Source organism: Azospirillum sp. P4_B5 (assembly GCF_056402275.1).
Window position 1 is genome coordinate 1 of the sequence record NZ_JBFUHT010000030.1, and the last position, 21,251, is coordinate 21,251.

21 protein-coding genes and 1 riboswitch are annotated in these 21,251 nt (G+C 71.0%); of the genes, 14 read left to right on the forward strand and 7 right to left on the reverse strand.

Going from position 1 to position 21,251, the window contains the following annotated elements:
* The 4 genes from AC1DVI_RS21430 to AC1DVI_RS21445 all read right to left on the reverse strand — a co-directional run.
* On the reverse strand, positions 1 to 395 hold a 395-nt coding region (locus AC1DVI_RS21430; RefSeq protein WP_476959687.1), incomplete at its 3' end, for a branched-chain amino acid ABC transporter permease.
* A 157-nt stretch (positions 396 to 552) separates the two neighbouring features.
* Positions 553 to 1,755: an ABC transporter substrate-binding protein gene (locus AC1DVI_RS21435; protein WP_476959688.1), complete on the reverse strand. Its 1,203-nt coding sequence runs from the start codon at positions 1,753 to 1,755 to the stop codon at positions 553 to 555.
* A gap of 61 nt (positions 1,756 to 1,816) precedes the next feature.
* Entirely contained in the window at positions 1,817 to 2,539 is a 723-nt protein-coding gene (locus AC1DVI_RS21440; RefSeq protein WP_476959689.1) for an ABC transporter ATP-binding protein, read from the reverse strand.
* Complete coding sequence (locus AC1DVI_RS21445) at positions 2,532 to 3,296, reverse strand: ABC transporter ATP-binding protein (RefSeq protein ID WP_040134438.1); 765 nt, start codon at positions 3,294 to 3,296, stop codon at positions 2,532 to 2,534. The genes AC1DVI_RS21440 and AC1DVI_RS21445 overlap by 8 nt, the downstream gene beginning before the upstream one ends.
* 290 nt (positions 3,297 to 3,586) lie before the next feature.
* Positions 3,587 to 3,802: riboswitch (cobalamin riboswitch) on the forward strand.
* A 39-nt stretch (positions 3,803 to 3,841) separates the two neighbouring features.
* Between AC1DVI_RS21445 and cobW the strand changes: the two genes are divergently transcribed.
* The 6 genes from cobW (at position 3,842) to cobJ (ending at position 12,071) form a co-directional block, all read left to right on the forward strand.
* Positions 3,842 to 4,909, forward strand: a complete 1,068-nt coding sequence (gene cobW / locus AC1DVI_RS21450) for a cobalamin biosynthesis protein CobW (RefSeq protein WP_476959690.1) — start codon at positions 3,842 to 3,844, stop codon at positions 4,907 to 4,909.
* A 240-nt stretch (positions 4,910 to 5,149) separates the two neighbouring features.
* A complete protein-coding gene (gene cobN, locus AC1DVI_RS21455) occupies positions 5,150 to 8,536 on the forward strand; it encodes a cobaltochelatase subunit CobN (RefSeq protein ID WP_476959691.1) in 3,387 nt (1,128 codons plus the stop codon).
* Positions 8,533 to 9,942: a precorrin-3B synthase gene (cobG, locus tag AC1DVI_RS21460; protein WP_476959692.1), complete on the forward strand. Its 1,410-nt coding sequence runs from the start codon at positions 8,533 to 8,535 to the stop codon at positions 9,940 to 9,942. Before cobN ends, cobG begins: the two co-directional genes overlap by 4 nt.
* The gene (locus AC1DVI_RS21465) at positions 9,932 to 10,573 is read left to right on the forward strand and encodes a precorrin-8X methylmutase (RefSeq protein ID WP_476959693.1); all 642 of its coding nucleotides are present in this window, start codon (positions 9,932 to 9,934) and stop codon (positions 10,571 to 10,573) included. Before cobG ends, AC1DVI_RS21465 begins: the two co-directional genes overlap by 11 nt.
* Complete coding sequence (locus AC1DVI_RS21470; protein ID WP_476959694.1) at positions 10,570 to 11,310, forward strand: precorrin-2 C(20)-methyltransferase; 741 nt, start codon at positions 10,570 to 10,572, stop codon at positions 11,308 to 11,310. The genes AC1DVI_RS21465 and AC1DVI_RS21470 overlap by 4 nt, the downstream gene beginning before the upstream one ends.
* Positions 11,307 to 12,071 carry a precorrin-3B C(17)-methyltransferase gene (gene cobJ, locus AC1DVI_RS21475; protein WP_476959695.1) on the forward strand — a complete coding sequence of 255 codons (765 nt, stop codon included), beginning with the start codon at positions 11,307 to 11,309 and terminating at the stop codon, positions 12,069 to 12,071. The genes AC1DVI_RS21470 and cobJ overlap by 4 nt, the downstream gene beginning before the upstream one ends.
* 26 nt (positions 12,072 to 12,097) lie before the next feature.
* Here the strand turns inward: cobJ and AC1DVI_RS21480 are convergent, their stop codons facing one another.
* Complete coding sequence (locus tag AC1DVI_RS21480; RefSeq protein WP_476959696.1) at positions 12,098 to 12,913, reverse strand: cobalt-precorrin-6A reductase; 816 nt, start codon at positions 12,911 to 12,913, stop codon at positions 12,098 to 12,100.
* A gap of 22 nt (positions 12,914 to 12,935) precedes the next feature.
* Here AC1DVI_RS21480 and cbiE point away from each other — a divergent pair, with 22 nt between their 5' ends.
* Genes cbiE through cobM form a run of 3 tightly spaced genes read left to right on the forward strand, consistent with a single transcriptional unit; the run spans position 12,936 to position 15,327 of the window.
* Positions 12,936 to 14,162 (forward strand): precorrin-6y C5,15-methyltransferase (decarboxylating) subunit CbiE, encoded by a 1,227-nt coding sequence (cbiE, locus tag AC1DVI_RS21485; RefSeq protein ID WP_476959697.1) that lies wholly within the window; start codon positions 12,936 to 12,938, stop codon positions 14,160 to 14,162.
* On the forward strand, positions 14,159 to 14,569 hold the full coding sequence (locus tag AC1DVI_RS21490; RefSeq protein ID WP_476959698.1) for a cobalamin biosynthesis protein: 411 nt from the start codon (positions 14,159 to 14,161) through the stop codon (positions 14,567 to 14,569). The genes cbiE and AC1DVI_RS21490 overlap by 4 nt, the downstream gene beginning before the upstream one ends.
* On the forward strand, positions 14,566 to 15,327 hold the full coding sequence (cobM, locus tag AC1DVI_RS21495; RefSeq protein ID WP_476959699.1) for a precorrin-4 C(11)-methyltransferase: 762 nt from the start codon (positions 14,566 to 14,568) through the stop codon (positions 15,325 to 15,327). The genes AC1DVI_RS21490 and cobM overlap by 4 nt, the downstream gene beginning before the upstream one ends.
* Positions 15,328 to 15,332: 5 nt before the next feature.
* Here the strand turns inward: cobM and AC1DVI_RS21500 are convergent, their stop codons facing one another.
* Entirely contained in the window at positions 15,333 to 16,475 is a 1,143-nt protein-coding gene (locus AC1DVI_RS21500) for a cobalt-precorrin-5B (C(1))-methyltransferase (protein ID WP_476959700.1), read from the reverse strand.
* On the opposite strand from AC1DVI_RS21500, the gene cobA reads away from it, so the two are divergent.
* From cobA to bluB, 3 genes are read left to right on the forward strand one after another with little or no spacing between them, the layout of a single operon-like run.
* Positions 16,474 to 17,280, forward strand: coding sequence for a uroporphyrinogen-III C-methyltransferase (gene cobA, locus AC1DVI_RS21505; RefSeq protein WP_476959701.1), 807 nt, complete (start codon positions 16,474 to 16,476; stop codon positions 17,278 to 17,280). The genes AC1DVI_RS21500 and cobA overlap by 2 nt on opposite strands.
* Positions 17,273 to 18,619 carry a cobyrinate a,c-diamide synthase gene (locus AC1DVI_RS21510; RefSeq protein WP_476959702.1) on the forward strand — a complete coding sequence of 449 codons (1,347 nt, stop codon included), beginning with the start codon at positions 17,273 to 17,275 and terminating at the stop codon, positions 18,617 to 18,619. The genes cobA and AC1DVI_RS21510 overlap by 8 nt, the downstream gene beginning before the upstream one ends.
* On the forward strand, positions 18,616 to 19,275 hold the full coding sequence (gene bluB / locus AC1DVI_RS21515) for a 5,6-dimethylbenzimidazole synthase (RefSeq protein ID WP_476959703.1): 660 nt from the start codon (positions 18,616 to 18,618) through the stop codon (positions 19,273 to 19,275). The genes AC1DVI_RS21510 and bluB overlap by 4 nt, the downstream gene beginning before the upstream one ends.
* Positions 19,276 to 19,285: 10 nt before the next feature.
* Here the strand turns inward: bluB and bdcA are convergent, their stop codons facing one another.
* On the reverse strand, positions 19,286 to 19,999 hold the full coding sequence (bdcA, locus tag AC1DVI_RS21520; RefSeq protein WP_476959704.1) for an SDR family oxidoreductase: 714 nt from the start codon (positions 19,997 to 19,999) through the stop codon (positions 19,286 to 19,288).
* A 73-nt stretch (positions 20,000 to 20,072) separates the two neighbouring features.
* Here bdcA and AC1DVI_RS21525 point away from each other — a divergent pair, with 73 nt between their 5' ends.
* Both AC1DVI_RS21525 and AC1DVI_RS21530 read left to right on the forward strand, forming a co-directional pair.
* A complete protein-coding gene (locus tag AC1DVI_RS21525; RefSeq protein ID WP_476959705.1) occupies positions 20,073 to 20,672 on the forward strand; it encodes a TetR/AcrR family transcriptional regulator in 600 nt (199 codons plus the stop codon).
* A 126-nt stretch (positions 20,673 to 20,798) separates the two neighbouring features.
* A complete protein-coding gene (locus AC1DVI_RS21530; protein WP_476959706.1) occupies positions 20,799 to 21,248 on the forward strand; it encodes a carboxymuconolactone decarboxylase family protein in 450 nt (149 codons plus the stop codon).
* Positions 21,249 to 21,251: the final 3 nt, after the last annotated feature.

The window sequence follows — 21,251 nt, forward strand, 5'->3', positions numbered from 1 at the left end:
GGGATCGGATAGGGCTGGCCCGACACGCCGTAGAAATGGCGGAAGGCGCCTTCCATGATCAGGGCGAGGCCGAAGGTCAGCAGCAGGCCGTAGAGATGGTCGAGCTTGTAGAGCCGCGACAGCATGGTCTTTTCCAGAACCACGCCGAGCAGCCCGACGATCAGCGGCGACAGGCCCAGCGCCCACCAGTAGCCGAGGCCGAGCTTGGTCAGCAGCAGCCACGCCACGAAGGCGCCGATCATGTAGAGCGCGCCGTGGGCGAAGTTGATGACGTTCAGCATGCCGAAGATGACCGCCAGCCCAAGGCTGAGCAGCGCGTAGAAGGACCCGTTGATGAGGCCGAGCAGAAGCTGGCCGAACAGGACCTGGGGCGGCACCCCCAGCAAGTCGAACATGACCGTCCCTCCCTGTGTATCGGACTTTTGATTTTTTGATTGATGTCAGAAGAGGCCCCCACCCTAACCCTCCCCCGCTGGGCGGGGGAGGGAATTTGAGCCCTCCCCCACGAAGTGGGGGAGGGTTGGGTGGGGGCCCGTCTCGAAACTCAGACCCTTACTTCACCAGCGAACAACCGCTCTTGGCCGGGTCGAGGAACGCCTGCTCGGCCGGGATCGTCTTCACGATCTTGTAGTAGTCCCAGGGACCCTTGGACTCGGCCGGGGTCTTCACCTGGGCCAGATACATGTCGTGGAACATGCGGCCGTTCGCGGCGATCTTACCGTTCTTGGTGAACATGTCGCTGACCGTGGTCTCGCGCATCTTGGCGGAAACCTTGTCCGGATCGTCGGAGCCGACGGCCTCGACCGCCTTCAGATAGTGGCGGACGGCGGAGTAGACGCCGGCCTGGACCATGGTCGGCTTGCGGCCGGCCTTGGCCTCGAACTTCTTGGTCCACTCGCGGGTCTGCTCGTCGGTGTCCCAATAGAAGCCGGTGGTCAGCAGCAGGCCCTGGGCGGCCTGGAGGCCCAGCGCGTTCACGTCGCTGATGAACAGCAGCAGGCCGGCGAGGCTCTGGCCCGACTGGGTGATGCCGAACTCCGACGCCTGCTTGACGGCGTTGGTGGCGTCGCCGCCGGCGTTGGCGAGGCCGATCACGTCCGCCTTCGAACCCTGGGCCTGGAGCAGGTAGGACGAGAAGTCGGCGGTGCCCAGCGGATGGCGGACGTTGCCCGCGACCTTGCCGTCGAGCTGCTTGACCATCTTCGTGGTCTCATCCTCCAGCGAATGGCCGAAGGCGTAATCCGCGGTGATGAAGAACCAGTTCTTCTTGCCCTGCTCGACCAGCGCGCGGGCGGTGCCGGCGGCCATGGCGTAGTTGTCGTAGGTCCAATGGAAGCCGTAGGGGCTGCAGGACTTGCCGCTGAGGTCGGTCGAACCCGGACCGGACATCAGGAAGATGCGCTTCTTGTCCTTGGTGATGCCCTGGACGGCCAGCGCCGCGGCGGAGTTCGGCACGTCGGCGATGACGTCCACGTTGCCGGCGTCGATCCACTCGCGCGCCGTGTTGGCGGCGATGTCGGCCTTGTTCTGGTGATCGGCGACGACGATTTCGATCGGCGCGCCGGCGATCTTGCCGCCGAACTCCTCGGCCGCCAGACGGGCGGCGATGGCCGAGCCTTCGCCGGCGAGGTCGGCGTAGATTCCGGACCGGTCGTTCATCACGCCGATCTTGATCACGTTGTTGGAGACCTGGGCGTGCGCGGCCCCGGCGGTCAGCGCCAGCAATGCGGTCCCGCAAAGCAACGTCTTGAGCATTTCGAACTCCCTTCGATTGGCTTTGTTTTGAGTGTGTTCAGCAGAGGGGGTGTTGAACTGGTCAGACACCCAGATAGGTGTGCAGCTTGTCCATGTTCTGGGCGAGCTGGTCGTTGGGGATCATGTCCACGACATGGCCTTCCTCCATCACGTAATGGCGGTCGGCGATGGTCGCGGCGAAGCGGAAATTCTGCTCCACCAGCACGATGGTGAAGCCGCGCTGCTTSAGCTTGCGCACCGCCACCCCGATCTGCTCGATGATGACGGGGGCGAGGCCCTCGGTCGGCTCGTCGAGCAGGATCAGGTCGGCGCCGGTGCGCAGGATGCGCGCGATGGCCAGCATCTGCTGCTCGCCGCCCGACAGGCGCGTGCCCTGGGTGGTGCCGCGGCCCTGGAGGTTGGGGAACAGCTCGTAGATCTGCGGGACGGTCATGCCGCCCGACTTCACCACCGGCGGCAGCATCAGGTTCTCGTCCACGCTGAGCGAGGAGAAGATGCCGCGCTCCTCCGGCACATAGCCGATGCCGAGGCGGGGGATCTTGTGCTGCGCCATGCCGATCAGCTCCTTGCCCTGGAAGCGGATCGAGCCGTTGCGCTTGCCGACGATGCCCATGATCGAGCGCATGGTCGTCGTCTTGCCGGCGCCGTTGCGGCCCAGCAAAGTCACCACCTCGCCCTGGCGCACGTCGATGTTGACGCCGTGCAGCACGTGGCTTTCGCCGTAGAAGGCCTGGAGGTCACGGATCTCCAGCATGGTGGTCTTCACGTTGGCACCGTCAGGCATGGCCCACCTCACCCGTACCCATGTAGGCTTCCATGACCTGCGGGTTGCGCGATACGACGTCGTATGCGCCCTCGGCCAGGATCTCGCCGCGGCGGAGCACCGTGATCGTGTCCGACAGGTGGGCGACGACCGACAGATTGTGCTCCACCATCAGGATGGTGCGGTCGGCGGAGACGCGCTTGATGAGCGCGGCGGTGCCCTCGATGTCCTCGTGGCCCATGCCGGCCAGCGGCTCGTCCAGCAGCATCACCTCGGGGTCGAGCGCCAGCGTGGTGGCGATCTCCAGCGCGCGCTTGCGGCCGTAGGGCAGCTCGGCGGCGGTGTGGCCGGCCCAGGGGGTGAGGTTCACCGCCTCGATCAGCTCCTCGGCGCGGTCGTGCAGGTCGTGCAGGCTGGCCTCGGGCTTCCAGAAATGGAAGCTGGTGCCGCGCGGGCGCTGCAGCGCGACGCGGACATTCTCCAGCACGCTGAGGTGCGGGAAGACCGCGGAAATCTGGAAGGAGCGCACCATGCCGAGCAGCGCCACGTCGGCGGGCTTCATGGCGGTGATGTCGCGCCCCTTGTAGAGGATCTGGCCGCGCGTCGGCGTCAGGAATTTGGTCAGCAGGTTGAAGACCGTGCTCTTGCCGGCGCCGTTGGGGCCGATCAGCGCATGGATCGTGCCGCGGCGGACCTGGAGGTTGACCTCCTTTACCGCGATGAAGCCCTTGAACTCCTTCGAGAGTCCGCGCGCTTCCAGAATGATGTCGTCGGCCATGGGTGCCGCTTTTCCCTCCCTGTTCGTCCGCGTCGTCTGCCGGTCCGCGTTTTTGGTTAGGCTGATATAAGCACAGAACATGCCAATTGCGGGAAGATTAATTAATTCATTGAAATTACTGAATTCATCAAAGGCGGCGATGGGTGTCGCACGCGGTCCGGAGTGTCAGCTTTCCAGACAGACTGTACCGATCTTCCGACACACCAACGGCGGGGCGGACGGAGCGTTCCGGGTTCGGCGGCACGGTTTTCGGGCGCCAAATGGCCGCTTGCAAATCGGGGGTCCGCCTGCAATTCTGCGCCTCCGACGGTGCCCCCTCCGCCGTGAAGGCGCGGGGATAATAGGGAATGCGGTGCGGACCCGGATGGGGTCCTACGCCGCGGCTGCCCCCGCAACTGTATGCGGCGAGTCCGCCTCCGGAAATGCCACGGGCCGACAGGCCGGGAAGGCGGGAGGCGCGGCGACGACCCGCGAGCCAGGAAACCTGCCGCCGGACCGACACTCATCCAATCCGCCGGGTGTGGCGGAGACAAGGAAACCAGATCATGACGCATCGCGCCGCCCTCCGTCCGTCCGCCGGGAAGACCCCGGCCACCGTCATCACCGGCTTTCTCGGCGCCGGAAAGACGACGCTGATCCGCAGCCTGCTGGAGCAGGCCGGCGGGCGCCGTCTGGCGCTGATCATCAACGAGTTCGGGGACGTCGGCATCGACGGCGAGATCCTGCGCGCCTGCGGCGATCCCACCTGCACCGAGGACGACGTGATCGAGCTGGCGAACGGCTGCCTGTGCTGCACCGTCGCCGACGATTTCGTCCCGGCCATCGAGAAGCTGCTGTCCCGCCCCCAGCCGCCGGAGCACATCATCATCGAGACGAGCGGCCTCGCCCTGCCAAAGCCGCTCGTCCAGGCCTTCCACTGGCCGGCGATCAAGACGCGGGTGACGGTGGACGGGGTGGTCGCGGTGGTCGACGCCGCCGCCGCCGCGGAGGGCCGCTTCGCCCCCGACCCGGCGGCTCTGGCCGCCCAGGCCGCCGAGGCCGGGCAACTCGACCACGAGACCCCGGTGGAGGAGGTGTTCGAGGACCAGCTCCTCTGCGCCGACCTGATCGTGGTGAACAAGACCGATCTGGTCGGCGCCGCCGATCTGGCGAAGGTCGAGGACCTGATCCGCGCTGCCATGGCTGAGGGCGGCACCGGGCGCGAGGCCAAGATCCTGCGCGCCAGCAACGGCAAGGTCGATCCGGTGGTGCTTCTCGGCGTCGGCGCCGGGGCCGAGGACGACCTCGCCAACCGCCCCAGCCACCATGACGAGGAGGAGGGCCACGATCACGACGACTTCACCAGCTTCGTCGTGGAACTCGGCCCGCAGCCCGATCCGGCGGCGCTGGCGAAGACTCTGGAGCGGGTCGCCGCCGCCCATGGCGTGCTGCGGCTGAAGGGCTTCATCGACGTGCCGGGCAAGCCGATGCGCCTACTGGTGCAGGGTGTGGGGACGCGCATCCAGACCCATTTCGACCGCTTCTGGAAGCCCGACGAGCCGCGCCGCAGCCGTCTGGTGGTGATCGGCGAGACGGGCCTGGACCGCGACGCCGTGACCGCGGCGCTGAGGTGATGCACCATTTGCCCTTCTCCCCTCTGGGGAGAAGGGTTGGGATGAGGGGGCGGCCGAAGGCCGACGACGCCGACTCATTGCAGTGCGTGGACGCCCTTACGGGCGCCCCCTCACCCTAACAGGTCGCTCGCAAGTCTCGCGCCCTCTCTCCGCCTTTGATCGCCTTCGTCGCTCAACCGGCCTTCGGCCGGCGGCTCCGAGCCCCAGGGGGGCGAGGGAATCTTCGCAAAGTCTTTGCATATGCACCTACTCGCCGCCCGCCAGGAAGACCTCGACGCCGGCCCCCAGGCCGTGGATCTGGGGCAAAGCCCGGCGGACCTCGTCGTCCTGTCCTTCTCCGACAGCGACCTGACGGCGCTCGCCGCCTGCTGGAAGCGCCATCGCGATACCCTGCCCACCCTGCGGCTGGCAAATCTCGCGCGGCTGGGGCACCCGCTGTCGGTGGACCTCTACGTCGAGTCCGTGATCCGCAAGGCGAAGCTGGTCGTTCTGCGGCTGCTCGGCGGGGCGGGCTATTGGCGTTATGGGCTGGACCATGTCGCCGCCGCCTGCCGGGAGTCCGGGGTGGCGCTGGCTGTACTGCCCGGCTGCGCCCAGCCGAACCCCGCCCTGGAGGGCTACGGCACCGTTCCGGCCGAGGCCGCGCAACGGCTGTGGCGTTGCTTCACCGAGGGCGGGCCGGACAACATGGCCAACCTGCTGGCCTACGCCGCAACGCTGGCCGGGCAGGAGCGCCCCTGGCGCGAGCCGGCGCCGGTCCCGCGCTTCGGCGTCTACGAGGGCTGGTCCAGTCAAACGACCGGCCCCTGCGCACCGGTCGTCTTCTACCGCTCCCATCTGCTGGCCGGCGACCTGGAGCCGGTGCACGCTCTGTGCGACGCGCTGGCCGCGCGCGGCCTCGCCCCGCTGCCGCTGTTCGTGGCGAGCCTGAAGGAGCCGGACTGCGCCGCCTGGATGCGCGCCACCCTGACCGCCCGAGACGCCGCCGTCGTGATGAACCTGACCAGCTTCTCGGCGGCGCGCGAGGACGGGTCGCCGCTGGAGGCCAACGGCACGCCGGTGCTTCAGGCCGTGCTGTCCACCACGCCGGAGGAGGGCTGGCGCGGCTCCGCCCGCGGCATGGGGCCGTCCGACCTCGCCATGAACGTCGTGCTGCCCGAGATGGACGGGCGCATCCTGACCCGCGCCATCGCCTTCAAGGCCGAGGGGACGCCGGACCCCGACCTGGAGTTCGCCCCGACGCTGATCCGCCCGGTGCCTGACCGGGTGGCCTTCGCCGCCGATCTGGCCGCCGCCTGGGTGCGGCTGGGCGCCACGCCGCGGGCCGAGCGCAAGCTCGCGCTGGTGCTGTCCGACTATCCAGGGCCGGGCGGCGGCATCGGCCACGCGGTGGGCCTCGACACCCCGGCGAGCGTCGTCGGCATCCTGGAACGGCTGCGCGCCGAGGGCTATGCGCTGGACGGGCTTCCCGCCGGCCCCGCCACCCTGATGGAGGCGCTGACCGGCGGCACGACCGCCGCGCTGAGCATTGAGGACTACCGCCGCCTCGCCCCCGCCGAGGCCCGCGCCCGCATCGCGGCATGCTGGGGCGACGAGCAGGCCGACCCGCTTTCCGACGGCACCGCCCTCCGTTTCACCGTTCTGGCCTGCGGCAACGTCGCCGTCGCCGTGCAGCCGAGCCGCGGCCACGGCCCGCTGACCACCACCCAGCACCACGACCCGGAGACGCCGCCCAGCCACGGCTACTATGCCTTCCACCTCTGGCTCCGCCATGCCTTGGGCATACACGCGCTGGTGCAGGTGGGGGCGCACGGGACGCTGGAATGGCTGCCGGGCAAGGCCGTGGCCCTGTCGGCCGACTGCTGGCCGGAGATCGTCGCCGGTCCCCTGCCCTGCCTTTACCCCTTCATCGTCAACAACCCCGGCGAGGGTGTGCAGGCGCGCCGCCGGCTTGGTGCCGTGATGATCGGCCACCTGACCCCGCCGCCGGTCGAGGCCGGACTGCACGGCGACCTCGCCGAGCTTGAAACGGCCATCGACGAATATTCGATGGCGACCGGGCTGGACCCGCGGCGGCTGGGCACGCTGCGCCAGACCATCCTGGATCTCGCCTGGACATCCGGCGTCGCCGCCGACTGCAACCTGCGGCCCGACGACGATCCCGACGCGATTCTCAGCCGCCTCGACGCCCATCTCTGCGACATCAAGGAGATGCAGATCCGCGACGGGCTGCACGTCTTCGGCACGACGCCGGAGCCGGAGCGCCGCGCCCGCCTGCTCGCCGCCGTCGCCCGCTTCGCCACGGCGGAGGACGTCGCCCCGGCGCTGGACGCCTGCGGCGAGGCGGAGATGGCCGCCCTGCTGACCGGGCTGGACGGGCGCTTCGTGAAGCCCGGCCCCGGCGGCTCCCCCGCGCGGGGGCGGGCCGACACGCTGCCCACCGGACGGAACCTCTACGCGCTCGATCCGCGCGGCGTGCCGACTCCGACCGCCTGGACGCTGGGCTGGCAGGCGGCGGACGCGCTGATCACCCGCTACTTGCAGGACCACGGCGACTGGCCGAAGCGGCTGGTGGTGGATTGCTGGGGCACGCCGGCCATGCGCACCGGCGGCGACGAGCTGGCCCAGGCCATGGCCCTGCTCGGCGTGCGCCCGCTGTGGGAGAACGGGTCCGGCCGGGTCACCGGCTTCGAGGTGATGCCGGCCTCCGTCCTGGGCCGCCCGCGGGTGGACGTGACGCTGCGCATCTCCGGCCTGTTCCGCGACGTCTTCCCGCAGCAGATCGCCCTGTTCGACCAGGCCGTCCGCGCCGTGATGGCGGAGGACGAACCCGACGACGTGAACCCCGTCGCCGCCGCGTTGCGCACCGACCGCGCCGAATTGGAAACCGGCGGCACCCCGGCGACGGATGCGGAACGCTGGGCCAGCGCGCGGGTCTTCGGCGCGGCCCCCGGCGCCTACGGCACGGCGCTTCCCGGCATGATCGCGCGCGGCGACTGGAGCGCGCGGGCCGATTTCGGCACCGCCTATCTGGAGGGAAGCTGCCATGCCTACGGCAAGGGGCTGGAGGGCGTTCCGCTGCCCAGCCTGTTCCGCCGCCGCATCGGCGGGGCCGACGCGCTCGTCCACCACCAGGACCAGCGGGAGCATGACCTGCTCTCCACCGACGGCTTCATGCAGTATGAGGGCGGCTTCTCCGCCGCCGCCGCCTTGGTCGACAACGACCCGGCGCTCTATCATCTCGACAGTTCGGAGCCGGAGAGCCTGACCGTCCGCACGTTGGGCGAGGAGATCGCCCGCGTCCTGCGCGGCCGGGCCGCCAACCCGCGCTGGATCGACGGCATGATGCGCCACGGCTACCGCGGCGCCGGGGAACTGGCGGCGAGCGTGGACACGCTGTTCGCCTTCGCCGCGACCACCACGGCGGTGCGGCCCCACCATTTCGACCAGTTGTACGACGCCTATGTGGACGACCAGCGGGTGTGGGACTTCCTGGCGCAGTCCAATCCGGCCGCCGCCCGGCATATCCTGGACCGGTTGACCGAGGCTTTGGAGCGCGGTCTCTGGCACCCACGCCGCAATTCGACGGGCGACGATCTGCGCCGCCGCAAGGAGATGTCCGCATGAGCGCGATCACCCAACGCCGCAACCCGCCCCGCAGGCGCGGCATGTGCCCGGGCGTCCTGGCCCCGATGGAGGTCGGCGACGGTCTGCTGGTCCGCGTGCGCGTTCCGGCGGGTGTGCTTCCCGCCGCCTCGGCGACGCGGATCGCGGAGCTGGGGCGTCGTTACGGCAACGGTCTGGTCGATCTCAGCCACCGCGGCAACCTGCAACTGCGCGGTGTCGCCGCCACCGACATGGCGGCGCTGATCGCGGAGCTTCGCGCGCTCGGCTACGTCTCGGAGGACGCGGAGAGCGAGGCGGTGCGCAACGTGCTGACCTCCCCGACCGCGGGGCTGGACGGGACGGCGGTGCTGGACGTGCGTCCCTACGCCCTGGCGCTCGACGCCCGGCTGGCGGCCGACCGGGACCTCCACCGGCTGCCGCCGAAATTCGGCTGGCTGGTCGACGGCGGCGGGCAGGCCACCCTGTTCGACAGCAGCACCGACGTGCGCTTCGATGCGGTGGCAGGGGCGGTGGACGGGCCGCTGTTCCGCGTCGGGCTGGGCGGGACGTTGGAGGGGGCCACGCTGCTGGGCCACTGCCGACCCGACGATCTGGTCGATCTTGCGGCGGCGCTGGCGCGGACCTTCCTGGAGCTTCGCCAGACCCTGGCCGAGCCGCCGCGGCGTATGGCCGGGCTGGTCAAGGCGCTGGGAGTGGAGGCGTTGCGGGAGCGGGTGGCGGGGCTGCTGACCGGCCCCCACCCTTCCCATGCTGCGCATGGGCCCCTTCCCTCCCCCGCTTCGCAGGGGAGGGAGCTTTCTTCCACGCAAATTTCTTCCCCTCCCCCGCCCAGCGGGGGAGGGTCAGGGTGGGGGCAAACGTCGCCCACCCGACTCGTCCTCGGCCGCCAACCTTCCTGGCTCGGTGTCGCCTTCCCCTTCGGCCGCCTCGACTGCGACAAGCTGGAAGCGCTGGCCGCCCTCACCCATGAAATCCGCATCACCCCCTGGCGCGCCCTGCTGCTGACCACCCCGCAGGAGGGCGCCAAGGAGAAAGCCACCGCCCTCGGCGGCATCCTCGACCACCATGATATCCGCCTGAAGCTCACTGCCTGCAGCGGGGTTACCGGCTGCGACGTCTGCACCACCGACACCCACGCGGACGGCCTCGCCATTGCAGAGCGCGCGGCGGGCTTGCTGGAGGCGGTGCGGATGGTGCATGTCTCCGGCTGTGCGAAGGGTTGCGCCCATCCCGGCGCGGCGGATGTCACGCTCACCGCGCGGGACGGCGTCTATGACGTCGCGCTGAACGCCGCCCCCGGCGGCACGCCCTGGCGGTCCGGCCTGACGCCGTCCGAGGCCATAAATGCCGTTGCCTCTTTGTCTGGGGCCGATCTGTCTGTTGAGGAGTTGTCCCGTGTCCGCTGAGCCGCTTTACGACTACATCCGCGATGGAGCGGCCATCTACCGCCAGTCCTTCGCCACCATCCGGGCGGAGGCCGACCTGTCGGCCATCCCCGACGACCTGAAGGCGGTGGCGGTGCGCGTCATCCACGCCTGCGGCATGGTGGACGCGGCCCAGGACCTGATGTTCTCCCCCGACGTGGGGACGGCGGCGCGGGCGGCTCTGCGTAATGGCGCGGCGATCCTCTGCGACAGCGAGATGGTCGCCCACGGCATCACGCGGGCGCGTCTGCCGGCGGACAACGCCGTCGTCTGCACGCTGCGCGACCCGGCGGTGCCGGAGCTTGCCAAACAGGTCGAGAACACCCGCTCCGCCGCAGCGCTGGAGCTGTGGGTGCCCCGGCTGGCCGGTTCCGTGGTCGCCATCGGCAACGCGCCGACCGCCCTGTTCAAGCTGTTGGAGATGATCCGCGACGGCGCGCCGAAGCCGGCGGCGGTGCTGGGCTTCCCGGTGGGCTTCGTCGGTGCGGCGGAAAGCAAGGACGCGCTGGCCGAGGCGCCCTTCGGCCTGCCCTTCCTGGCGATCAAGGGCCGGCGCGGCGGCAGCGCCATGGCGGCGGCGGCGGTCAACGCCCTGGCGAGCGACGTGGAATGAGCAACGCACCCCAAAGCACCGGCACCCTCTACGGCGTCAGCGTCGGCCCCGGCGACCCGGACCTGATGACCGTGCGCGCCATGCGCACCATCGGCGCCTGCCCGGTGGTCGCCTATTTCTGCAAGCGCGGCACCTCCGGACAGGCCCGGCGCATCGCCGACGGCTGCATCACGGCGGAGCACATCGAGCTGCCGATGGTCTATCCGGTGACGGTCGAGTTGCCGCCCAGCCATCCCGACTACGGGCGCCAGATCGAGGCCTTCTTCGACGAGTCCGCCGAACGGCTGGCCGAGCATCTCGCCGCCGGGCGCTCCATCGCCGCGCTGAACGAGGGCGACGCCTTCTTCTACGGCAGCTTCATGCACCTGTTCCTGCGGCTGGCCTCGCGCTTCCCGACGGAAGTGGTGCCGGGTGTGACCTCGATGATGTGCAGCGCCTCGCTGCTGCCGCGCCCGCTGACCCTGCGCGACGACGTGCTGGCGGTCATCCCCGGCACGCTGGGGGAGGAGGCGCTGCTGCGCGCGCTGCGCAACGCCGACGCCGCGGTCATCATGAAGCTGGGCCAGAACCTGCCGAAGGTCCGCCGCGCCGTCGAGGCCGCCGGGCTGGCCGACCGCGCCTGGTACATCGAGCGGGCGAGCATGACGGACCAGCGCGTGATGCCCTTCCGCGAGGCGCCGGAGACGGCCCCCTACTTCTCGCAGATCGTCATCCCCGGCGAAGGGCTGCGGCGATGACAGGATGGTTGAAGGTCGTCGGGCTCGGCCCCGGCACCGAGGATTGGCTGACGCCGGAGGCCCGGCGCGATCTGGCGGAGGCGACCGACCTTATCGGCTATTTCCCCTATGTGGAGCGCGTGCCGCCTGGGCCGCAGGTGCGCCACGCCTCCGACAACCGGGTGGAGCTGGACCGCGCCCGCCACGCCTTGCAACTGGCGGCGGAGGGCCGCCGGGTGGCGGTGGTGTCGGGCGGTGACCCCGGAATTTTCGCCATGGCCGCCGCGGTGTTCGAGGCGCTGGACGATCCGGCCGCGCCCCCGGAATGGCACCGCGTGCCGCTGTCGGTCGATCCCGGCATTTCCGCGATGCAGGGGGCGGCGGCGCGGGCCGGCGCGCCGCTCGGCCATGATTTCTGCGCCATCTCGCTGTCGGACAATCTGAAGCCGTGGGAGGTGGTGCTGAAGCGCCTGCGTCTGGCGGCGGAAGCGGATTTCGTGATCGCGCTGTACAATCCGATCAGCCGCGCCCGCCCCTGGCAACTCGGCGCCGCCTTCGACGCGCTGCGCGACCTCCGCTCGGCGGAAACGCCGGTGATCCTCGCCCAGGCGGTGGGGCGCCCCGACGAGGCGCTGACGATCACGACGCTGGGCACCGTGGACGCGGCGCAGGCCGACATGCGGACCTGCGTCATCATCGGCGCGTCGCACACCCGGCTGGTGCCGCGCGACGGTGCGCAGCCGTGGGTGTACACGCCGCGCAGCTATGCGGTGCGGGGGTGAGGGCGGTGTCGAGTCGGGCCCCCACCCTAACCCTCCCCCGCTCCGCAGGGGAGGGAATCTGCTCCTCCCCCTGCGAAGCGGGGGGAGGTCGGGAGGGGGGCCCGACTCGACTGCCCCTCCAACCAGTCCAAAGCCGCCCCAGCACTGTGCACCTCGGCCACACCATTGCCGGGCGGTCGCTCCACCATCACCACGGGAATGCCCCGGCGACGCGCCGCCTCCAGCTTCGCTTCCGTGGCGCTCCCGCCGCTGTTCTTGCTGACAAGCACATCCACCCGATGCTCTTCCAGCAGGGCGCATTCCCCCTCCAGCGTGAAGGGGCCGCGGTCGAGAATCAGGCGGTAATCGGGCAGGTTCGGCGCCGGTTCCGGCGGATCGACGGCACGGATCAGATAGCGCTTGTCCGGCACCGCCTCGAAGGCCGCGACCTCCTGCCGGCCGATGGTCAGGAAGACGCTTTCACCGAGCGGGCGCAGCGCCTCGGCGGCGGCCTCCATGTCCGGCACGCCGATCCAGTGGTCGCCCTCGCCCGGTTCCCAGGGCTTGCGGGTCAGCACCAGCAGCGGCACCCCCACCCGCGCGCAGGCCGCCGCGGCGTTGGCGGAGATCTGGTCGGCGAAGGGATGCGTGGCGTCCACCACCGTCCCGAAGCCGCTTTCCACGAGATGCGCGGCCAGCCCGTCCACGCCGCCGAAACCGCCGATGCGGGTCGGCAAGGGCGGCAGGACCGGTTGCTTGGTGCGCCCGGCCAGCGACACCGTCGCGTCGATGCGCGGATGGCCTTTGAGCAGGCGGGCCAGCGCCGTGGCCTCGGTGGTGCCGCCCAGAATCAGCGCCTTCATGCAGTCCTCCCTGGAGAGCGCCATGATTAGCACAGGACCGGGGCGTTGGCTGAGCGTCGTCGGCATCGGCGAGGATGGGTGGGACGGTCTGGCGCCCACCGCCCGCGCGCTGGTGGAAGGCGCGGAACTGTTGGCCGGCGGCGCCCGCCATCTGGCGCTGGTGCCTGAGTTGAGCGGACAGGAGCGGCTGCCCTGGTCCTCCCCCCTGTCGGACGCCTACCCCGCTCTGCTGGCGCGGCGCGGCCGACGGGTCTGCGTGCTGGCGAGCGGCGATCCGTCCTGGTACGGCATCGGCGCCACCCTGTCGAAACTCGTTCCGGTTGAGGAACTGTCGATCGTTCCGGCCCCGTCATCCTTCAGCCTCGCTGCCGCCCGCCTGGGCTGGCCGTTGCAGGACTGCGGCACCCTGACGGTGCACGGACGCCCGCTGGAGCTGGTCATTCCGCATCTGCAACCGGGCGCGCGGCTGCTGATCCTTTCCTGGGACGGAACGACCCCGGCCAAGCTGGCGACGCTGCTGACGGCGCGCGGCTTCGGACCGTCGCGCCTGACCGCTCTGGAGTCCATGGGCGGCCCGCGCGAGTACAGCATCGTTGCGACGGCGGAAGAGTGGTCGGCGGAGCGCGTGGCCGACCTCAACACGCTGGCGGTTGAGTGCGTCGCCGCCCCGGGCGCCCGCACCCTGCCCCGCACGCCGGGTCTGCCCGACGACTGGTTCGAGCATGACGGCCAGATCACCAAGCGCGAAATCCGCGCCGTCACCCTGTCCTGGCTGGCCCCGCGCCGCGGCGAGTTGCTGTGGGACATTGGCGCCGGGTCCGGGTCCATCGGCGTCGAATGGATGCTGAGCGACCCGGCCAACCGCGCCATCGCCGTGGAGCACAAGGCCGACCGCGCCGACCGCATCCCCGCCAACGCCGCCGCCTTCGGCGTGCCGGGGCTGGAACTGGTGCGCGGCAAGGCGCCGGAAGCGCTGGACGGCCTGCCGGCGCCGGACGCCGTGTTCATCGGCGGCGGGTTGACCAACGACGGGGTGCTGGACGCCTGCTGGTCGGCGCTGAAGCCCGGCGGGCGGATCGTCGCCAACGCCGTGACGCTGGAAAGCGAGGCCATGCTGATCGCTACCCACAAGCGGCTGGGCGGGCAACTGTCACAGATCGCCGTCAGCCGCGCCGCGCCCATCGGCGGCTTCACCGGCTGGCGCCCGCTGATGCCGGTCACGCTGTGGCTGGCGGAGAAGCCGCTGTGACGGCGCATCGCATCATCGCGGCGGGCATCGGCTGCCGCATGGGCTGCCCCGGCGAGGAGATCGCCGGGCTGCTCAGTGCCACCTTCGAGGAGGCCGCGCTGGACGAAGGTACGCGCCGCGCCGTGCAACTGGCGGCACCGATGCGCAAGCGCAACGAAGCTGGGGTGGCGGAGGCGGCGCGGCTGCTCGCCCTTCCGCTCCGGTTCGTTGACGATTCAGCGTTGGACGCGGTTCAGGACCGGGTGCAGACCTGTTCCGCCCGCGTCGAGGCCGCCGTGGGCGTCGCCTCGGTCGCCGAGGCCGCCGCACTGGCCACCGCCGGGCCAGGCTCCACCCTTCTGCTGCCGCGCCGTTCCACCCCGCGCGCCACCTGCGCGCTGGCGATTTCTGGGGAAATTTCCGCATGACCGTGCATTTCATCGGCGCCGGACCGGGCGCGCCCGACCTGCTGACCCTGCGCGGGCGCGACCTGATCGCGTCCTGCCCGGTCTGCCTCTACGCCGGGTCGCTGGTGCCGAAAGAGATCATCGCCCACGCTCCGCCGGGCGCCCGGATCGTCGACACAGCCCCGCTGACGCTCGACCAGATCGTCGCCGAGTTCAAAGCCGCCTATGAGGCTGGGCAGGACGTGGCGCGGCTGCATTCCGGCGACCTGTCGGTCTACAGCGCGCTGGGCGAGCAGACGCGGGCGCTGCGCGAGCTGGGCATCCCCTACGACATCACGCCGGGCGTGCCGGCCTTCGCCGCGGCCTCGGCCGCGCTGGGGCGGGAACTGACCCTGCCGGAGGTCAGCCAGACGCTGATTTTGACACGGACGGAGGGCCGCGCCTCGGCCATGCCGGCGAACGAGACGCTGGAGGTGCTGGGGCGGTCGGGCGCCACGCTGGCCATCCACCTGTCGATCCACGTCATCGACCGGGTGGTGGAGCGGCTGACTCCGCTCTACGGCGCGGACTGCCCGGCGGCGGTGGTCTACCGGGCGAGTTGGCCGGAGGAGCGCGTGCTGCGCGGCACACTGGCCGACATCGCTGCCCGGGTGGCGGACTCGCCGATGGAGCGCACCGCCCTGATCCTGGTCGGCCCGGCGCTGGGGGTGGAGGATTTCCGGTGCAGCGCGCTCTACGACGGGTCGCATGTGCGCCGCTACCGGGGGCTGGCCGAGTGAAGGGATTAAGGCCCCGCCCAGCCGGAACCGCCGACGATGTTGCCCTGGCGGTCGGTGACCAGCACCTCGACCGCCACGGGGGCGCCGTCCAGCGTGTCCAGCGCCGTGCGCTGGGCCAGAGCCGCCACACGGTCGGCCAGCGGCAGGCCCGCCTCCCTGGCGATGCTCAGGACCTGCGCGGCGGTGTTGGCGGCGCGGGCCTCGGCCACGGTGTCCGGGGCGGCGCCCAGTTCGGCCATGCGGTCGGCCAGCCAGTCGAGATCGACGCTGCCACGCTTGGAATGCAGGTCGAGCAGACCCCGCGCCAGCTTGCCGAACTTGGCGAAGCCGCCGCACAGGGTCAGGCGCGGGATCGGGTGGCGACGCAGGTACTTCAGCGTGCCCCCGGCGAAGTCGCCCATGTCGAGCAGCGCGTGCTCGGGCAGGCCGTAGCGCGCGACCACCGCCTTTTCCGAGGTGTCGCCGGTGCAGGCCGCAACGTGGCCCAGCCCGGCCGCCCGCGCCACGTCGACGCCGCGCTGGATGGAGGCGATCCAGGCCGCGCAGGAATAGGGCACGACGATCCCCGTCGTCCCCAGGATCGACAGGCCGCCGAGAATGCCCAGCCGCGGGTTCATGGTGCGGCGGGCCAGCGCCTCCCCATTTTCCACCGAGACTTCGACGACGACGTCGGGGGCCTCGCCGGCCAGCGCGGCGGCCTCCGCGACCGCTTGGCGGATCATCGCGCGGGGCACCGGGTTGATGGCCGGTTCGCCGACCGGGACCGGCAGGCCGGGGCGGGTCACCGTGCCCACCCCCTCCCCCGCGCGGAAGACGACGCCCTGGCCGGGCGCGGCGCGGCTGACGCGGGCGCGGATCAGCGCGCCGTGGGTGACGTCCGGATCGTCGCCGGCGTCCTTGACCACCCCCGCCGCCGCCCAGCCGTCGCCGCGCTCCGTCCAGGCGAGCGCGAAGGCTGGCGTCTGGCCGCCGGGCAGGGTTACCGTCACCGGATCGGGAAAGTCGCCGGAGAACAGCGCCCCGCAGGCTGCCCGCGCGGCAGCGGTGGCGCAGGCGCCCGTCGTCCAGCCCCGCCGCAACGCCTTGCCGTCGCCGTTACCGCTTCCATCGCCATCCACACCGTTTTCCGTCGCTGAGTGCTCGTCCATGACCGCAGAGCCGTCGCCCGACTCCCTTTCTCTTCCTCTGGAACTGGCCGACTTCCGGCCCGGCAGCGTGTGGCTGGCGGGGGCCGGTCCCGGCGATCCCGGCCTGCTGACCCTGCTGGCCCTGCAAGGTCTAAGGCAAGCCGACGTGATCGTCCATGACGCGCTGGTCGGCGAACGGATCATGGCGCTGGCGGCGCCCTCGGCAAGGCTTGAGTTCGCCGGGAAACGCGGCGGCAAGCCCTCCGCCCACCAGGACGACATCACCAACCGCCTGATCGAGCTGGCGCGCGAGGGTCACCGCGTGCTGCGGCTGAAGGGCGGCGACCCCTTCGTTTTCGGGCGCGGTGGTGAGGAGGCGCAGGCTCTGGCCGAGCGGGGCATCCCCTTCCGCATCATCCCCGGCATCACCGCGGGCATCGCCGGCCCGGCCTACGCCGGCATCCCGGCGACCCACCGCACGGCCAACCAAGCGGTGATCCTGGCGACCGGCCATAGCTGCGCCGGCGGGCCGGACTGGAAGGCGCTGGCCGCGACGGGCGCGCCGCTGATCCTCTACATGGCCTGGAAGGGTCTGCCCGGCATCGCCGCGGCGCTGATGGAGGGCGGACTGTCCGCCGACACGCCGGTCGGCGTGGTGACCGACGCGACGACCGAGCGGCAGCGCGTGCTGGTGACCTCGCTCGGCACCTGCGTCGCCGATCTGGAGGCGAGCGGGATGGAGCCGCCGGCCATCATCGTCATCGGCGAGGTGGTGCGGCTGCGCCCCGTGCTCGACTGGCTGCCCAAGGAGGTTCCCCATGGCTGAGGCCCCCATGTCTGAGGCGGCACCGCGCGGGCTGATCGTCGGGGCGCCGGCGTCGGGCACCGGCAAGACCACCGTCACGCTGGGGCTGCTGGTCGCCCTGAAGGCGCGCGGCCTGCGCGTCGGCGCGGTGAAGGCGGGACCGGACTACATCGACCCGGCCTTCCATCAGGCGGCGACCGGGCGGCCCAGCGTCAACCTCGACAACTGGGCGATGGGGCCGGACCTGCTGGACTCGCTGGCCCGCCGCGCCGGGGAGGGCACCGACCTGCTGGTCTGCGAGGCGCTGATGGGACTGTTCGACGGGGTGGCCGGCGTCGGGGCGACCGGCACCGGGGCCACGTCGGAGCTGGCCGCGCGCACCGGCTGGCCGGTGATCCTGGTGGTCAACGCCAAGGGCCAGTCGCAATCCGCCGCCGCCCTGGTCAAGGGCTTCGCCACCTACCGCGACGATGTGCGGATCGGCGGGGTCATCCTGAACAACATCGCCAGCCCGCGCCACCTCGCCTTGGCCGGCGGCGCCATCGAGGCGCTGGGCATCCCCGTTCTCGGCTCGCTGCCCCGCACCCCCGACGTGATCCTGCCCGAACGCCATCTCGGCCTGATCCAGGCGGAGGAGACGGCGGACCTTCAGGAGCGTCTCGCCGCTCTGGGCCGCTTCATCGCGCAGCATGTCGATCTCGACCGGGTGGCGGCGCTGGCCGCCCCCTCCCGCGCGCCGGAAGGACGATATGCGCCTGCTCTGCCGCCGCTGGGCCAGCGCATCGCCATCGCGCGGGACGCCGCCTTCACCTTCGTCTATCCGCATCTGCTGGAGGGCTGGCGCGTGGCGGGCGCCGAGGTGACCCACTTCTCGCCCCTGGCCGACGAGGCGCCGCCCGACGATGCGGACGCCGTCTATCTGCCCGGCGGCTATCCGGAACTGCACGCCGAACGGCTCGCCGCCGCCGGACGTTTCCGCGCCGGCATGCACCGCGCCGCGCAGGCCGGGCGGCCGGTCTATGGGGAGTGCGGCGGCTACATGGTGCTGGGTGAGTCGCTGGAGGACGCGGCGGGCAATACCCACCCGATGCTCGGGCTGCTTGGGGTGCGGACCTCCTTCGCCAAGCGCAAGCTGCATCTCGGCTACCGCCGCGCCGTCCTGCTGGGCGACACGCCGCTTGGCCGGGCGGGCACCGCCCTGCGCGGGCACGAGTTCCATTACGCCTCGATCCTCGACCGCGGAACGGACGAGCCACTGGTCACCGCCACGGCGGCGGACGGGTCGGACCTCGGACCGCTCGGCGGACGGCGGGGCAGCGTCTTCGCCTCCTTCTTCCACGTCATCGCGGCGGACTCATGAGCGACCACGCCTTCGCGCCGGAGGAGCGGGACGCGCTCTACAAGGCGATCTTCTCGCGCCGCGACGTGCGCGGGCAGTTCGCCCCCGCCCCGGTGCCGGACGAGGTGCTGACCCGCGTGCTGACCGCCGCACACCATGCGCCGTCGGTCGGCTTCATGCAGCCGTGGAACTTCATCGTCGTCCAGGACCCGGCGGTGAAGGCCCGCGTGCACGCCGACTTCTCCCAGGCCAACGAGGAGGCCGCCGCCCTCTTCACCGGGGAACGCAAGGCGCTCTACAGCCGCCTGAAACTGGAAGGCATCCGCGAGGCGCCGGTGAACCTGTGCATCACCTGCGACCGCGAGCGCTCCGGCCCGGTGGTGCTGGGGCGGACGCACATCCCGACCATGGACCTCTACTCCTGCGTCTGCGCGGTGCAGAATCTCTGGCTGGCCGCGCGGGCGGAAGGGCTGGGCGTCGGCTGGGTCAGCATCCTGCACGAGGACAAGCTGCGCGCGGCGCTGGGCATCCCGGAGCGGATCGTGCCCGTCGCCTATCTCTGCCTCGGCTACGTCTCCCACTTCCACGAGACGCCGGAACTGGAGAAAGCCGGCTGGCGCAGCCGGCTTCCCCTGGAGGACCTCGTCTTCCGCGACCGCTGGGGCGGGGAAGAGTAGAAACGCGGCGTTAGGCTCCGAAGCCGCCGTCGATGGTCTGGAACGAGCCGGTGATCATCGCGCCGTGCGGACCGGCCACAAAGGCGGTCAGTTCCGCGACCTCGCTGGCGTGGGCGTGACGTTTGATCGCCATGAAGCCGTGCATGGCCTCGGCCATCGGGCCGTCGGCGGGGTTCATGTCGCTGTCGGTCGGCCCCGGCTGGATGGCGTTGACGGTGATCCCGCGGTCCCCGAAGTCGCGCGCCAGGCCGCGCACCATGCCCTGGACCGCCGATTTGGTGAGCGCGTAGGCCGCACCGCCCGCGAAGGGCATGCGGTCGCCATTGACCGACCCGATGACGATGATGCGCCCCGGCCCGGTCATGTGGCGCGCCGCCTCGACCGCGGCGTGGTAGGGCCCGCGCACGTTGATGTCGATCATGCGGTCCACCGCGTCGGGGTCGAAGGTCAGCGGATCGCCGATCATCGCCACCCCGGCGTTGACGACCAGCACGTCCAGCGCGCCCCGCCCGGCCACCGTGGCGATCACCGCGTCGCGGTCGGCGCTGTCGGTGCGGATCGCCTCGGCCCCGGTCTCGGCGGCCAGAGCCGCGGCGGCCTCCGCCGAACCGGCGTAGGTGAAGGCGACGCGCCCGCCGCCCGCCGCGAAGCGCTGAACGATGGCCTTGCCGATGCCCCGGCTGCCGCCCAGCACCAGGATGTTCTTGCCCGCGAAGTCGCTCATGATCGGTTCCTTGATTTAATGTAGTGACCGCTATATAAAATCAGCGGACGGCATCGCGCAAGGATTTTTTATAGTGATCGCTACAAAAAAATCGGAGCCGCGTGGACGGCGGCGTTCCTTCGACGTGGACGAGGCGGTGGAGACGGCGATGCGGCTGTTCCACGCCCGCGGCTACGACGCGGTCGGCGTGGCCGAGCTGGGCGCCGAGCTGGGCATCAAGCCGCCGAGCTTCTACGCTGCCTTCGGCAGCAAGGCCGGGCTGTTCGAGCGGGCGCTGCGGCGCTACGCGGCGGGCGAGGCGAACATCTTCGCCAGGGCTCGGGCGGAGGGCGGAAACGTGGCGACGGTGATCGGGCGGACGCTGGCGCTCGCCGCGGCGCTCTATCCAGGCCAGGGCGGGACGGCGGGGTGCCTCGTGCTCGACGGGGCGCGCAACAGCGCCGACCCGGAGGCTCAGGCCCTGGCCGACGCGGCCAAGCGGGAAGGCCGCGCCGCGGTCCGCGACTTCATCGCCACCGAGGCGCCGGACCGCGCCGACGCGCTGGCCGATCTGGTGGTGGTGGCGATGATGGGGATGTCGGCGGCGGCCCGCGACGGCGCGGACCGGGAAAGGCTGGAACGGGTGGCCGCCATGATGGACCGCGCCTTCCGCCGTGAGTTGGCGGGCGCCTGATACGGGTGCCCCTGCGCGGGATGGTGCAGGATTTCCGTCACGTCTTGGTCCTTACGACTGACCGGCGGGCGGTGCAGGATCAGCGGCAACCGAGAACTTCCCGCATCCCCAATGAGGACCGCCGCCATGTCCCCGCGTCTCGACTACCACGCCACCGCCCCTGCCGGCATGAAGGCCCTCGCCGGCGCGCATGGCTACATCGGCCAGTGCGGCCTTCCGGTCACGCTGATCGATCTCGTGTATTTGCGTGTTTCGCAGATCAACGGTTGCGCCTATTGCATCGACCTGCACAGCCGCGATCTGCTGAAGAACGGCATCACCATCGACAAGCTGGTGCTGGTTCCGGTCTGGCACGAGGCCGAAACGCTGTTCACCGACCGCGAGCGCGCTGCGCTGCGCTGGGCGGAGACGGTGACGCGGGTGGCCGAAACCGCCGTCCCGGATTCGGAGTTCCAGGCGGTGTCGGCGCAGTTCTCCGAGAAGGAGGTGGCCGATCTGACGATCGCCATCGGCCTGATGAACCTCTACAACCGCCTCGCCATCAGCTTCCGCACGGTTCCGGCCGCGGCCCGCTGAGCG